General features: G+C 58.5%; 11 protein-coding genes and 1 pseudogene. 7 read left to right on the top strand and 5 right to left on the bottom strand.

Going from position 1 to position 13,669, the window contains the following annotated elements; translation table 11 throughout:
• Positions 1 to 86 precede the first annotated feature (86 nt).
• The 4 genes and pseudogenes from repA to ACTJKE_RS04200 all read left to right on the top strand — a co-directional run bounded on the left by repA (position 87) and on the right by ACTJKE_RS04200 (position 4,308).
• The gene (gene repA, locus ACTJKE_RS04215) at positions 87 to 1,340 is read left to right on the top strand and encodes a plasmid partitioning protein RepA (protein WP_440635760.1); all 1,254 of its coding nucleotides are present in this window, start codon (positions 87 to 89) and stop codon (positions 1,338 to 1,340) included.
• A gap of 4 nt (positions 1,341 to 1,344) precedes the next feature.
• Entirely contained in the window at positions 1,345 to 2,421 is a 1,077-nt protein-coding gene (gene repB / locus ACTJKE_RS04210; RefSeq protein WP_440635750.1) for a plasmid partitioning protein RepB, read from the top strand.
• A gap of 303 nt (positions 2,422 to 2,724) precedes the next feature.
• Positions 2,725 to 3,066 (top strand): annotated as a pseudogene (locus ACTJKE_RS04205) (helix-turn-helix domain-containing protein); the annotation flags it as partial.
• 396 nt (positions 3,067 to 3,462) lie between these two features.
• Entirely contained in the window at positions 3,463 to 4,308 is an 846-nt protein-coding gene (locus ACTJKE_RS04200) for a glycosyltransferase family 2 protein (RefSeq protein WP_440638839.1), read from the top strand.
• On the opposite strand, the gene ACTJKE_RS04195 is transcribed toward ACTJKE_RS04200, so the two are convergent.
• The 5 genes from ACTJKE_RS04195 to ACTJKE_RS04175 all read right to left on the bottom strand — a co-directional run bounded on the left by ACTJKE_RS04195 (position 4,284) and on the right by ACTJKE_RS04175 (position 10,269).
• Positions 4,284 to 4,949, bottom strand: coding sequence for a GNAT family N-acetyltransferase (locus ACTJKE_RS04195; RefSeq protein ID WP_440638837.1), 666 nt, complete (start codon positions 4,947 to 4,949; stop codon positions 4,284 to 4,286). The two genes, ACTJKE_RS04200 and ACTJKE_RS04195, sit on opposite strands and share 25 nt — an antisense overlap.
• Positions 4,950 to 4,961: 12 nt before the next feature.
• Positions 4,962 to 5,723 (bottom strand): cephalosporin hydroxylase family protein, encoded by a 762-nt coding sequence (locus ACTJKE_RS04190; protein ID WP_440638835.1) that lies wholly within the window; start codon positions 5,721 to 5,723, stop codon positions 4,962 to 4,964.
• A 47-nt stretch (positions 5,724 to 5,770) separates the two neighbouring features.
• Positions 5,771 to 7,018 carry a glycosyltransferase family 2 protein gene (locus ACTJKE_RS04185; protein WP_440638833.1) on the bottom strand — a complete coding sequence of 416 codons (1,248 nt, stop codon included), beginning with the start codon at positions 7,016 to 7,018 and terminating at the stop codon, positions 5,771 to 5,773.
• Between the two features lie 336 nt (positions 7,019 to 7,354).
• On the bottom strand, positions 7,355 to 7,627 hold the full coding sequence (locus ACTJKE_RS04180; RefSeq protein WP_440638831.1) for a hypothetical protein: 273 nt from the start codon (positions 7,625 to 7,627) through the stop codon (positions 7,355 to 7,357).
• 629 nt (positions 7,628 to 8,256) lie between these two features.
• Entirely contained in the window at positions 8,257 to 10,269 is a 2,013-nt protein-coding gene (locus tag ACTJKE_RS04175) for an acyltransferase family protein (RefSeq protein ID WP_440638829.1), read from the bottom strand.
• Between the two features lie 277 nt (positions 10,270 to 10,546).
• Between ACTJKE_RS04175 and ACTJKE_RS04170 the strand changes: the two genes are divergently transcribed.
• The 3 genes from ACTJKE_RS04170 to ACTJKE_RS04160 all read left to right on the top strand — a co-directional run.
• Positions 10,547 to 10,771, top strand: a complete 225-nt coding sequence (locus tag ACTJKE_RS04170; protein ID WP_440661871.1) for a DUF995 domain-containing protein — start codon at positions 10,547 to 10,549, stop codon at positions 10,769 to 10,771.
• 948 nt (positions 10,772 to 11,719) lie between these two features.
• Positions 11,720 to 12,814, top strand: coding sequence for a helix-turn-helix transcriptional regulator (locus ACTJKE_RS04165; RefSeq protein WP_440691226.1), 1,095 nt, complete (start codon positions 11,720 to 11,722; stop codon positions 12,812 to 12,814).
• Positions 12,815 to 13,010: 196 nt separating this feature from the next.
• The coding region (locus tag ACTJKE_RS04160) for a calcium-binding protein (protein ID WP_440661872.1) at positions 13,011 to 13,669 on the top strand (659 nt) is incomplete at its 3' end.

Here is a 13,669-nt window from a genome sequence, read left to right as displayed (position 1 = left end):
GATTGGCCGTATTTGGATTAAATCTCTGTTAGTGCATCGCCGCAGCGTTGTGCCGCGATGCATGCAAGGAGTAGGGCGAAATGACGATGACGGCAACCCAGGCAAGGCAGGACGCGGATCACTCCCAGGCTCGCCGTCCGGCCGACGAAGCGATCGCGGCCGATGCGCGCGCGCTTTCCGACCAGTTGAAGGCCATGCGCGAGCGGCTCTTCCCGCCGACGGCGATGAAGACGCTTCGCAGTTTCACCTCGGGCGAGGCGGCTAAGCTGATCGGTGTCTCCGACGGGTATCTGCGCCAGCTTTCGCTTGCCGGCGAGGGCCCACAGCCGGATACGGGGCTCGGCGGTCGCCGGTCCTATTCGCTCTCCGACATCAACGCGCTTCGCCGTCATCTCGCCGAACAGGCGCTGGCCAAGGGCAATGCCGTCAAGGCGCGTAGCTACCTCAAGTGGCGTGACCGGGAAGCAGGCGAGCACCTGCAGGTAATCTCTGTCACCAACTTCAAGGGCGGCTCCGGCAAGACGACCTCGTCGGTGCATATCGCGCAATATCTCGCTATGACAGGCCATCGCGTGCTGGCCGTCGACCTCGATCCGCAAGCCTCGCTTTCCGCCCTCTTCGGCTATCAGCCGGAGCTTGACCTCACCGGCAACGACACGCTCTATGGCGCGATCCGCTACGACGCCGAAGCGCGGCCGCTGAAGGACATCATCCGCAAGACCTATTTCGACGGCCTCGATCTCGTGCCCGGCAACCTCGAGCTTCAGGAATTCGAGCATACGACGCCGCAGGCGCTGAGCGCTCGCCACAACGGCAGCGACGCCGGCCCGCTGTTCTTTGCCCGCGTGCAGACAGCGCTCGCCAGCGTCGCCGATGACTATGATGTCGTCATCATCGATTGCCCGCCGCAGCTCGGTTATCTGACACTCTCGGCCCTTTGCGCTTCGACCTCCGTCATCGTCACGGTGCATCCGCAGATGCTCGACGTCGCCTCGATGAACCAGTTCCTCTACATGACGTCGGATCTCTTAAGCGTCGTGCGCGAGGCCGGTGGCGAGCTGAATTTCGACTTCCTGCGCTATCTCGTCACACGCTTCGAGCCGAACGACGGGCCGCAGGCACAGATCGTCGGCTTCATGCGCTCGCTCTTCGGTGAGCGGGTGCTGACCTCGGCCATGGTGAAATCGACGGCGGTCTCGGACGCCGGGCTGACGAAGCAGACGCTTTACGAGGTCGGGCGCGAGAATTTTACGCGCGCCACCTACGACCGCGCGGTCGAATCGCTGAACTCGGTCAACGGCGAGATCGAAGCGCTCATTCATGCGGCATGGGGGCGCTGATCGAATGGCTGGCAATCGCAAGAACGAACTGCGCGCCCTCTTCTCCGGCAATGTCCAGCCGGCAGGTCCGGCCGCGCCGGCTGATGAAGTGCAGCCTGCCACTGCAACGAGCGCTCAGCCCGCCGGGTCCGCGGCCGCTAAGGCACCGCTTGCCGAAGTTCCCCGCGCCGCTTCCGGCGCGATCAAGGCCATGGGCCTTTCTCTCGGCAGCATCACCCGCGAGGCGGAAGAGGCGCGCGCGCTGCGCGAAGCCCTGACGCAGGGCGAGCGCGTCGTCGATCTCGATCCGGATCTGGTCGATGCCTCCTTCGTCGGCGATCGTCTGACGGACGGCGAAACCGACGACCCGGATTTCCTGGCGCTAGCCGACAGCATTCGCGACAGCGGCCAGCAGTCGCCGATCCTGGTGCGCCCGCATCCGGAGAAGCACGGCCGCTACCAGACGGCCTATGGCCACCGGCGCCTCAACGCCGTGCGCAGCCTCGGCATCAAGGTCAAAGCGATCGTCCGGCCGCTCACCGACGACGAGCTGGTGCTCGCACAGGGCAAGGAAAATGCCGAGCGGCGCAACCTCTCCTTCATCGAACGGGCGATGTTTGCCTCCGCGCTTGCCGACCGCGGCTTCGACCGCAAAGTGATCGGCGAGGCGCTCGCCGTGCAGAAGAGCGAGCTGTCGCGTTTGATCCAGGTTGCCGAAGGCGTGCCGCCTGTTATCGCCCGCGCCATCGGCCCGGCTCCGAAGGTCGGCCGCGAGCGCTGGATGGCGTTTGGTGCGCTGCTTGAAGACGAGGTCGCGGTCCAGGCCGCGCAGGAAGAATGCCGCTCCCGCCGCTTCCTCGAAGCCGAAAGCGACCACCGGTTCCAGATTCTCTTCACCCGCTTGTCGCGTAAGCCGAAGGTGGAAACGATGAAGCCGGAAACAATGGTCGACGCCGGCGGACGGGCCTTTGCCAAGCTGAAGCGCGACGGCAAGAACGCCCGCATCGAGTTTGCCGCCGACGTCGATCCTGCCTTCATCGACGAGGTTGCCGAGTTGCTTGCCAAGCGCCATGCGGCTTTCACGGCCGGCCGCGAAGGCTGACCAGCAGCGGCTTCACTTGGGGTTATAATCAGACCTCGCAACCACTTCCAGTATAAATTCATCGCATCCCCGGCTAACTAATGGGATGTTTGCGTTTGATCCTCGTTTAGATACGGAATGATTGATGTGTACGTTTGGTGGCGATGAGTATTAAATCGGTGTCGGCAGTAATTATCTTATGAAGTAAATGCGGAATGTTGCAGGTTATACATTAGAGCGTTTCCCTGACTGATTGAATCATTTGGGCTTTGCAAATCAGATGGGTTCTGATTCAAACTTTCTGCCGATGGAGGTCGGCAGATAATGTCGAAAGCCCTTTCCGTTGATCTTCGCGCACGTGTTCTTGCCGCCGTCTCAGCCGGAGCGTCGCACCGGGAGGCTGCCGAGCGCTTTGGCGTCAGTGCGGCCAGCGTGAGCCGGTGGCGAAACCTGCAAGTCCGTCAGGGCCATGTTCGACCGGGTCCGCTGGGTGGAGACCGTCATTCGTACAAAACCGAAGCCAACGCCGACGCGATCATGTCGTGGCTTGAGGAACACCGGGACGGCACCTTGTTCGAACTTCGTGATGCCCTTGCAGCTCAGGGCATCGCCATCAGCAAGTCGGCGCTGCACCGTTTCCTTGTCCGGCACACCGGCTCGCAGCGGACGTAGCGAGCACTAAGATGGCAGGCATCTGCGGACTAAACTCATTGCTGCTCTTGCAATCAAGCCATACGGAGAGAATTGCTCCAAAGGCCCTGATCCGGGCCGACTTGGTGAGCAATCTCTATGATCTGCTGGTAGGAGATCGGAGTTCGGGGTGATCGCAGCTTGACCACCGAAACTGGGATCCACCCCAGGCTTTGCTTCACCTTTCGCGCCGTCGGGAAGCTTGGTGATCGGCAAAGGCGGCGAGGGCGGTCGCTTGAAGGTTGATCTGGAAGAGAATGGGCGCGGACCGCGAACGTACATGCCGTAGTCAACGCTCGTTGGGCCTGTTGCGTTTTCCGGTTCTGGCAGATAGTCACCGGATTGAAAATTCAGGTGACTAGGAACTCAATGATGTCGAAGCAATCTGGCGTTGTCGTGGTGTTTCCGGTGTACAACGGCGCCAAGACGCTGGAGGCGAGCCTTCAGTGTATCGCCGACCAAGAGTTTAGAGATTTCCGCGCGATCATCCTAGAAAACTGCTCCACGGATGACACGGTGAAGATCGCCGAGAAGTTCTGCGAGCGGGACCGTCGCTTCTCGATCGTGCACAACGAGCAGCATCTCAGTGCAATGGATAATTTCGCTAAAGCTTTCCGCCTCGGAGCGGACAGTGGCGATTTTTTCTGCCTTCGCGCATGTGACGATTTCTCTTCGTCGGACTTTCTCTCCAAGCTCGTCGGCGCCCTAGAAGTTGACGATAGCAAGCTGCTTGCCACGGGTTCGACCAAGAGCATTCGCGGCGATGTGGTAAGACTTAAACACCCATCGCCCTCGACGTTCGGCTTCCCGCGTCGCTATGCTGCCGGAGAAGTCCCGCGGAACCTGACATTCCCTGGTGAATGGGTCTATGGTGTATTTCGCTCATCGGCCATCGATACGCTGATGGGGCGATGGTACGAGTTCAATAATCCCTGGTGCGTGGCGTCATACGTCATTGCCGAGTTCGTAATCCGAGACCTCGTTGCGTACGTGCCCGGCCCAACTTACGACTTCATGGAGGGATCGGGATCGGAGAAAAAGTATGGCGCGAAGTCGTTCCGCGACAAACTGCGGCAACGGCTAGCCTATACGCTCGGGTGCTATAAACTACTCCACAAGCTTCCAAGGGCGAGCCTCTTCACCAGAATGAAGTTTTTCCGAATGTGCTGGAATGACGCTCGAAGGAAAACGCGCTACAAACTCTTCTGGGTATTTTGAGCACCCTCTGATCGTCCATGGATCATATAAAGGTAGCCGAACTCAACGGGTTCACCGGCATCGGATTCTATCAGGTATCGGATTTCGTCTTCGGAACGAAGAACCGACAGCCGCCGCTCCTCTCCCGGCAAGAAACCAAGAGCTGTGTATAGCCCGATTGCTTTATCGTTGTTAGCGAAGACGTTGAGGTGGATCGATTTCAGCCCAAGGTCCGCAAAGCCCCAGGCCAAGAGGCTCTGAACGGCCGCCGCTGCAATCCTCGGATAGGTCGAAACCTCGCCACGTAGAACGTTGTCAAGTTCGGCACTTTCTTCAGTTAGGTTGGCGAAGCCGACGTTGCCAATAAGCTTGTCATCAGCATCGATGATCAAGAATAGAATCCGGTCTCCGCTGGGCACAACCACCTTTTCGAGCCAGTTGGCCGTGCGGGCTTCGGTTGCCTTGAATTGGGTAAGGAAGGCCTCCTTGTTGGCATTCCGCCATGCGGTGAGAGCGGCAATCGTCGTGGGGTCAGAAGCATTCGCCTGGTCGAGACAGCAGAGGCGACCAATCACATGGCCGCCATCTGACACGATCGGAATCATGAGCGAGTGTTGGCGGTCTTCATTCGCCTTTACAAAGACCGGATCAAACTTTGCCATCAACTGCCTCGCTCACTTTGACGTCTTGAGACGCCGGCAATAGCCGCCTGGCGATGACGAGAATACCAATTTCCCGTTGATGGCAGGATCTACCTCAAAATCCTGGGTTTCCGTCAGATACTGACGCAAAGCGGTCAAAGGATCATTGCCCGTTTCCCACTGTTTGGATCGCTGGATTGCGCTGCCTTCCGGTATATGGCCGACCACGGTGTCAGCTACGACGAGATAGCATCCGTCGCTCACCAAAGGCCCGTATGCTCGGCATTCGTCGAGGACGTGCTTGAATGTGTGGTCGCTGTCCAGAACGACCATGACCTTAGCACCCGGCGGGATAAGTGCCCGTACCTGCTCGAGTGTCGATTCATCCGTCGACCCTCCTTGCACGAGCTCAATCCGATCCGCCAGGTGATGTGTCTCGATAGACTCGCGGTTGTGCGCTCGAATGTCGATGTCAACGCCGATCACCTTTGCTTCGGTCTGTCCAGTCGCAGCAAGGATAGAGGCCATGAAGATTAGAGAACCGCCACGCGCGACACCTGTCTCGATGATCACGTCAGGTCTCGTGTTCCAGATCGCCTCTTGGGTCGCCATAACGTCTGCCGGCAATTGGATAATAGGAACACCCATCCAAGACCACAGATACGGGTAGTCGTAGCGGTTCAGGGACATCAGCAGTTCGACAGACTGCTTCAGCGCATCTCCATCCTGCGCGAGCGCACGGCTCATCCTATCTTTATGAGCCTCAAACTCCTGGCGGTCGTCCGTTGTCGACATGCCTCTTCTCCGTTGTCATGAATGGCGCGTCGTGCACCAATCCAAATTCACATTAGCACGTGGCTCAGGAGGTCGCTTTCGCTGAGTACCAAATTTGGCGGGTGTCCCTTGCGGACATAGTGCTCGCGGTCGCGGACTTCCGTGACGAACACGGCGGTACGGCCAACCTCAGTCTCCGTCAGCTCTGTTGCTGGGGCCACGATCTCAATCTCAGATCGTAGGCCAACCTCACGCAGAAGGTCTGCCAACGAATCGTGGTTGTCGACACCGTGTAGCAGCAGTTTTTCGACTTCGGGAGCGGTGTTGGCCTGTTGGGCAAGTGTTTGGACGGCCACCATCAGAGGCAGGACATTACGCGCCTCGGCGACCTCAGGGTGACTGGCGAACCCCCCCATCATAAGCCGGGTGTAGAGTTCGTAGGCTCGGACATAGTCCCGCTTTTGGAACCACATTCGCAAGGCAACCGTCATCCGCACCATCGTGAAGTCGAGGACTTGGGCGTCGCGCGTGCGGCGCTTATCAGCGTTCATGTCCACTGCCCCCCGTTTTGCGCCCATGTAGAGGAAGTATTCTAGCCCGCCCCGATAGCGGTCCCACGCGGTCAGAACTTCGGCGTGGCCGGCTTGTGGGCGGTCGCGTGTGATTTTCGAGCGGATCACTTGGCGATAGAACGGATTCTTGAGGAAGGCAACGGCCCCCTGGTCTAGGAAATGCGCGAGATGCGAGAATGCCCAGTAGGCAAAGTGGCGCTGGACTAGAGCTGACCGGAGCGCGGAAGATCGGAAGATGGCGATCTCGGGAAACACGTGTCCGTCAATCAAAAAGTCGAAGCAACTTTCGAACGCCTGCTTCTTGAACTTGGTGTTCTTCGCGACGGAATAGAAGGGCGGATTGTCTCGTCCATCCACTTCATCATGGGTGTACCAAGGCGCGTAGCAAGCACCGACATCAATATTCAGATCGAGATACCTGATCGCCTCGATAATCCCCTCATTGATAAGCAAATCGTCGTCCGCGAGGTAGATAACATATTCTCCCAGCGCGTGCCGGTATGAGCCCAAGCTATTGGCTTCCGCTCCGAAGTTCTCTACTTGCCGGAAGTAGCGGATGGGCAACCCCTTGCCGAGGAAACGTTTGACGACCTCGCAAGTATCGTCCGTCGAGGCGTTGTCGGAAACAACAATCTCGTAAGAGAAGGGAAATTTGTAGAGGTCGACGAAGTAGCTGAGAGCCTTCTCCAAGAAGGGTGCGCGATTATACGTCGGTATGCAGATACTCAGTTTTATCTGGTGCAAGGCGCCCTCCATCATCGACCAACGGGGGCCCGTGAGGCCGATCACGCAAGTCGTTTGTAGCGGCCTTTATCGGTTTACTGTCTTGTGTGAGCCTTGCCTTGAATTGCCCTATTTATCCATGCGCCTTGTAGCGGCGTTGGTTCTCGTTCTTCCTCTCTGGTTGGGTCAACTTCCAGATTTTGTGGGACAAAGCTTAGAAGCTTTGTGGTTGATTGGCCTTCTGCCTAAACGTTGCGCCAGGGCTGTTCGATCGTTCGTCGTCGGCGCCGATGTCACGACACAATATCCGCGAGAAGCGATTCGGGCAGAATCCAGGAAGGCCTCCCATGAGGGCTGTCACTGCGCGCACTGATACCAGAATTCATAGACCTGATTTCGGAGAGGTCGACCTTCGGTAATCACACAGTCCCTTCCACCTTGGTTTTCAAGATACCTCCGGGCGGTGCTTCGGAGCTTCTCATCCAGCATCAAGGGCGTAACGAACTTGGGTGGGGCAGGCGAAGCGGCTACCGGCGAGACCATGAGAGATTTGTCGGTCTTGTGACGGTAGACATCGAACTTCTCTCCTTCGAGTTCCACCCTCTGAGCCTCGAAGTTGTAGGTATTCATTCGCGCCCATTCCAATGTGGAAGAACAGCCCCCGAGATTTAAGGCTGCAATGAACCCGATCAAGAAGATGATTCGCATCAACCCTCGCAAACAATTTACCCCAGGATAGACTGGGCGTCGGTTTTTCGGAAGAAGTTGCCTCCCTCATTTCGACAGGAAAGGGGCGTGGGCTGCCTGACATTCCAGTGGCCTGCCATGCTTCCCTCGCCGCATGAGGAGCAGGAAGTTCTACAGCATGCTCTGTACTGGTTCGTTGGCGCCTCCTACGGCGGGCGTGATGACCAGGCTGGGCGTTTTCTGACTGAGGGTATCTGGGATAGCGGTACTCCTCTTATGTTCGTTTGCGAGGGTTCCCCACCGGGGTCCTGCCTCCAACTTTGTTCAACAAACAGATGATTTTGGCACGCCTACTTTGGGCTGACTACCGGTCTAAGACTTCCCGAGCGGCGCAACCTCTTGACGATGCATATATTGGACTGGACGTCTATAAGGACTCTATTTCCGTGGCCGTTGCCGAAGCGGGAAGGTTGGGTGAAGTTCGCCTCACCGGTATTGCGCCAATGGCGCTCGGCGTCATTTTCGCAGAGGCGGTCCGGCGGGTCGTGCTGGTGATAGTCGGAAAGGGGGGATTATAGCACGCTGCTCACCGAGGCGGCCGCCACCGGCGTCCCGATGGGCACCGCCTTCAGCAGCGCATCAATGACCATGTCTGCCCCCTCGATGGCCAGATGGTCGCTATTCCAATAGAGGAACGTCGGCTCGCGATAGGCCATGCAATAAGAGCCGTCGCAGAAAAGCGGACGCGGATCAAACTTCGACACGCTCGGATGCTCCGACAGGACGGCCGCGAGGGAGTTGTCGAACGACTGGATGCGGGCGCGGAAATCGGGTTCCGGGATACCGCACTTGTCGAGCGATTTGGCGCTCAGGCTTCCCCGAAGCGACGCCATCAACGGATTATCGAAGCCCACGCAATCGCGCGGCCTGAAAACCATGTCCGGGATGTCGCCGAGGACGATGACGCGCTTTCCTTGCGCGGCGAGGGCCGCCAGCATCTTCCGGCCAGCATTTTCAAACCGCTCGCGACGCTCATCGGTGAGGTCAGCTGCAACCCGCTGGCCCTCGATGTTCTCATATTTCATGCCGGCGGCGAGGACGCTGTAATAGCCGGCGAGAATGACGGTCTCGATCGATCGGTTCTTCTCAAGAAAGGCGATCGTGTCGGCAGCGACTTTTTCGCAGCGGGCATGTCCAGAGAAGGGCAAGCAATTTGGCGCGCTGGTGTTCAGGACGCTCAAGCTCGGCAGCTTCTTCGCCAGGCTCTGGAAATATTGGTGAGCGTGCGAATCGCCGATGATTGCGACATCGGCCGGCCTGTCCTTGGACAGCAGGCAACTCCATGCGTCCGCAAGATCCGGGTACACCTCGGCGCATGTGGCGTTTTTCAGCGGGTGCGGGTAGTCGGCGAAAAGGACGGCGGCGGAAGGCGGCGACAGCTCGACTCGGCTTGGTATGCCGTTCATGCCGTAGACACCGGCGCCGGTGAAGAGCAGCGCAATCATGCCCGCGGACAGCGCCGGCACCCACACCCGCTTGTCACCACCATATCGAATCGGGCGCTCGATAAGGCGGTATGTCGCCCAGGCGAGAGCGATGGCCGCAAGCACCGCGATCGTCCGGCTCTCCCACGCTATTTCGCGATAGACGCCGTCGGCCTTGCCGATCCGAAGGAACGCGAGAATCGGCCAGTGCCATAGATAGAGTGGGTAGCTGATCAGGCCAAACCAGACCGCCACCTTATTAGAAAGCACCGTTCGGTTGATCACGGCGGCCGGCCCTGCCGCCATCAGGAGCACAGCGCCCGCCACCGGCAGCAGCGCCCAAGCGCCCGGGAAAGCATAGCTCTTCTTGATCACCAGCAGGCCGACGACGATCAGGACTAGGCCCAGGACAGAGAACCCGTCGCGGTGGCGGTCGCTCGGCGATATGCCTTGCGCCAGGCAATAGGCGAGAATCCCGCCCGCCATCAGTTCCCAGAACCGGGTCGGCGGCGCATAGAATGCCAAGGTTGGATCGGCGTAGGTGTAATAGACGCCGGCCGCGAACGAGGCGGCCGCGATCGTCAGAGACAACTTGAGGAACGAAAACCGCCAGCGCCAGGCGAGCCATAGGAAAACGGGCCAGACGATATAGAATTGCTCCTCGATGCCGAGCGACCACAAATGCAGCAGAGGCTTCAGTTCCGACGACACGTCGAAATAGCCGACCTCCTGCCAGAGCAACAGGTTGACGATGAAGGCGGCGCTGCCGGCGACGTGCTTCCCGACCTGGGCGTATTCATCAGAGAACAACCCGAGCCAACCTGCAGCGAGACAAGCGGCCAAAACCGTGATCAGGGCTGGGAATATCCGGAGCACACGCCTGGCATAGAACTTCAGGATGGAGAAGGTTCCAGCCTTCAGTTCGCGGAGCAGGATACCGGTGATCAGGAAACCGGAGATCACAAAGAAGATGTCGACACCGACGAAACCGCCCTTCAGCTTTCCACCGGGAAAGGCGTGGTAGATTACGACGGAGAGGACGGCGATGGCTCGGAGGCCATCGATGTCCGGCCGATACTTTTCGGCATGTTGTGTCGACATGATTTGCGCTTGCTGACTGAGTGCTTCCTCACCTGCGATTATCGACCAGAAATTGCTGGATCAAGTGGGATCGCGCTGTTTGCTACGTTGGGCGCAATTTATCCCGTCGGATTGTGGCGGCTTCGCCGCCAGCACCTGAAGCGGATCTGCTTGTTGAGCCAAAACTCCAGCGTCGTCCGGAAGTACTTGGCGAGACGCAGAGCGGTATCCGTGGTTATTGGTGTTTGCTCCGCCGCTAACTGAGGAACAGACCAAGGCGATCTAGATCGGCAATACGGTGAAGTACAAGGACAACGGAAACGTCTACTTCACGTGGATGGCCGACGGGACGCTACTCGGAATCTACGACAAGAAAGATGGCACTCACACCTGGGCAGATGGCACGTGGACCGTGAAGGACAACACCTTCTGCTTTGAATCGCATTGGAAGAATGCGTCTGGAACGACAGTCTTCACCTACGCGCCCTGCAAGGCGTGGTTCAAAGCGGGCAAGGCTATCTAAACGAAGTCCATCTCGGGCGACGGCAGCTTCTACGATGACGAGATCAAGAAGTTTTCAAAGGGTGACAAAGTCACGGGCCGCCTGGAAGCGGTCAAGACTTCGATAAAACAGCACTTGCGGCGTAGCGAGCATTCGAGTGGGACCTGCCATTTGGTGCGTTTGCATGCAGAAGTGTTTGTCGGCGCGGGGTGCCAATCGGCCGCCGCGCTGATTCATGCCGATCGTCGTGGCGAGCCGTAAATGGCAAGTCCAGCGTCGGAGACCGCCCCAAACGCGCATTGTGCATCGGACACTACCCAAAATAGTTACTTGATCCACGACATTCTTTAGGTTCAACTAATATTTACGGGAAGCGCTGGGGGAACTGCTCAACTGCCCTGCGTTGTATGTGCGATCTCGGGCCAGGTGCCCGCCCTCGTCGGTGAACTATTCGGCCGACGGGGTGCCATTCCTTTGCCCAGGATCATATCAGCGAGGGTTCAGGTTGGCGGCTCTACCAAACCGATCGGGCGATGTACTATGCAACCAATAAGTTGCCGAAAGCCAACAAGGGCCTCGCGTTTACTGGCGGGAAGACCAACTTACCCCCATTACGGTTACCCTGACGTGGAGGGCTCACAATGGAGAGTGTGGCCGACTTGGATCAGCGTAATCACCAAAAGCCGAAGGCGAGACGCCGAGCCTCGCCCCAAGCGCAGACACGGTATGCATGCGACAGGCCGGCAAATCTTTGGCTTTCCGATCGGGTTCGTGGCGTTGCCCTCACGGCTGAAATCGTAAACCGCGGCACGACTACTATGCGGATATTTTCGGCGTCCGGATTCTGCACGTCCAAGGGGAACAATATGTCTTGGAGACCGACGCTCGCCGCCAGACAGAACAGGCGCTCTTACTAGCTCGGCTGATGGCTAGTGCTCGCGATGTAATTGATCGACCGAGAGAGTGGTTATGAGGACCGAGTTCGACCTGGAATCGATAGAGAGGGCTTGTGTTGCAGCCGCGATCGACCCCAGCAAATGGAACGGTGCGATGGATGTCGCGGCCACGGCCACCGGCTCCTATGGAGCCCTGCTTTTTGACGCGCAAAATCGACTGCCGGGATTTCCCCAGAGCGAATCCATGGCGGGTGCCGTCGATAGTTATATCAATGGAGGTTGGGTCGAGCGGGATGTCCGCTACGGTGTGAAACCACTTCTTATCCGGAAGGGTATCGCGACGGACCTCGATTTGTTCACGTCCGATCAGATTGCCAGGCACTCGTATTATCAGGAGTTTCTTGCCCCACATGGATTACGCTGGTGCGCATGTGTGAAGGTGGCATCTGGGGACAGCCTTTGGGTCCTCTCACTTCAGCGCTCCATTGAGCAGGGCCCATTCTCCCCGACGCAACTCCAGACACTAACCAATCTTTCCGGCCGGCTAGGCACTGCCTCCGCAATATCTCGAATGCTTGGCTTTGCTCGCATGGATGCCGCGCTTGACGCTTTTGAAACGAGCCGGGTTGCTGCTATCGCCTTTGACGCAAAGGGCCATGTTGTGAAGCTCAACGGGTCGGCGGAAGGTATGCTGGATGGAGCGTTACGCATTGTCGACAGAAGGCTGTGCTCCTACGACACGAACTCCACGACCACGTTCAATAGATCACTGAGGCAAATTTTGCTCCACGGATCATCCTGCTCCGCAGTGGTCGCGTTTCCGAGACCCGGGCTCTTCCCGATCCTTGCGTGCGTCGTTGGGCTTAAATCCATCGCTTTCAACCCGCTGGCACCGGGTCAAGCCGTCGCAGTGCTGATCGATCCCCAGATTGGGCGGACACCTGGCCAAGCTGCCATTCAGGCCTGTTTTTCGCTCTCGGCGGCAGAATCAAAACTGGCAGACAGGCTTGCGACCGGCGCGTCTTTAGAGGAAGTGGCAAGCGTCTGCGGCATATCCTATGAGACCGCGCGGAACCAACTCAAAGCCGTTTTCAGCAAGACGGGTACTCACAGGCAATCGGAGCTCGTGACTCTACTTTCCCGGATTTGCCATATTCCCGCGAGGTGACCCATCTGCTCGAAGCCGGTTTGACCCAAATGGGTCATGCGCTGTTTCGCACACTGTGTTTAGTTACTGCTAATATACGGCGCGTCGCCGCTGTCACCATCGCGAGTGCTGGCCTCGCGGAGAATTGCGGTCCCAACGCGCTTTGCTTGAGAATTGATCGGATTCCGTAATGTAAATTCATATTGGGGAGGGAAAAATGGCCGAGAAATACGGAACGAACGGCAGCGACGTCATTAGCGGAACCGAGGAGGACGATGTCCTGCACGGCGGTCCGCAAGCCGGCGACCCCTCCCTTGAGGTCGGCGATGACGAGATCAATGGATTGGGCGGCAATGATGTCATCTACGGGTATGGCGGCCAGGACACGCTGACCGGGGGGGCCGGCTACGACTACCTGGATGGCGGCCTTGGCACTGATACGCTCGACACGGGTGCCGACGGCGGCCAGGCCTTTGGTGGCAGCGGTGACGACGGCCTGATCGGCGGCGACGGCGCCGACTATCTGGCCGGCGGCGAAGGCAGCGACACGATCAATGCCGGAGCGGGCGACGACACGCTCATAGACGATGACAATGCGGCCTCTTCCGGCAATGACATTCTCAACGGCGGATCGGGCAACGACACACTCTACAGCTACGGCGGGGCCGACACGCTCGACGGTGGCGACGGCGAGGACACGGCGGTGATCGACCGCTCGACGGCAACGGCTGCGCTCAATATCTCGATGATCAGCACGACGGCAGCCACCGCGATCGGCGATGGCACGACCTTCGTCAATGTCGAGCACGTCCAGATCACCGGCGGTTCGGGCGACGACGTCATCACCACGTTGGACGGGAATGATCAGCTTTACGG

Origin of the sequence: Ensifer sp. 22521 (genome assembly GCF_052044795.1) — a bacterium.
Taxonomy (GTDB): domain Bacteria; phylum Pseudomonadota; class Alphaproteobacteria; order Rhizobiales; family Rhizobiaceae; genus Ensifer.
This window is presented reverse-complemented; position numbering and strand designations above follow the sequence as displayed.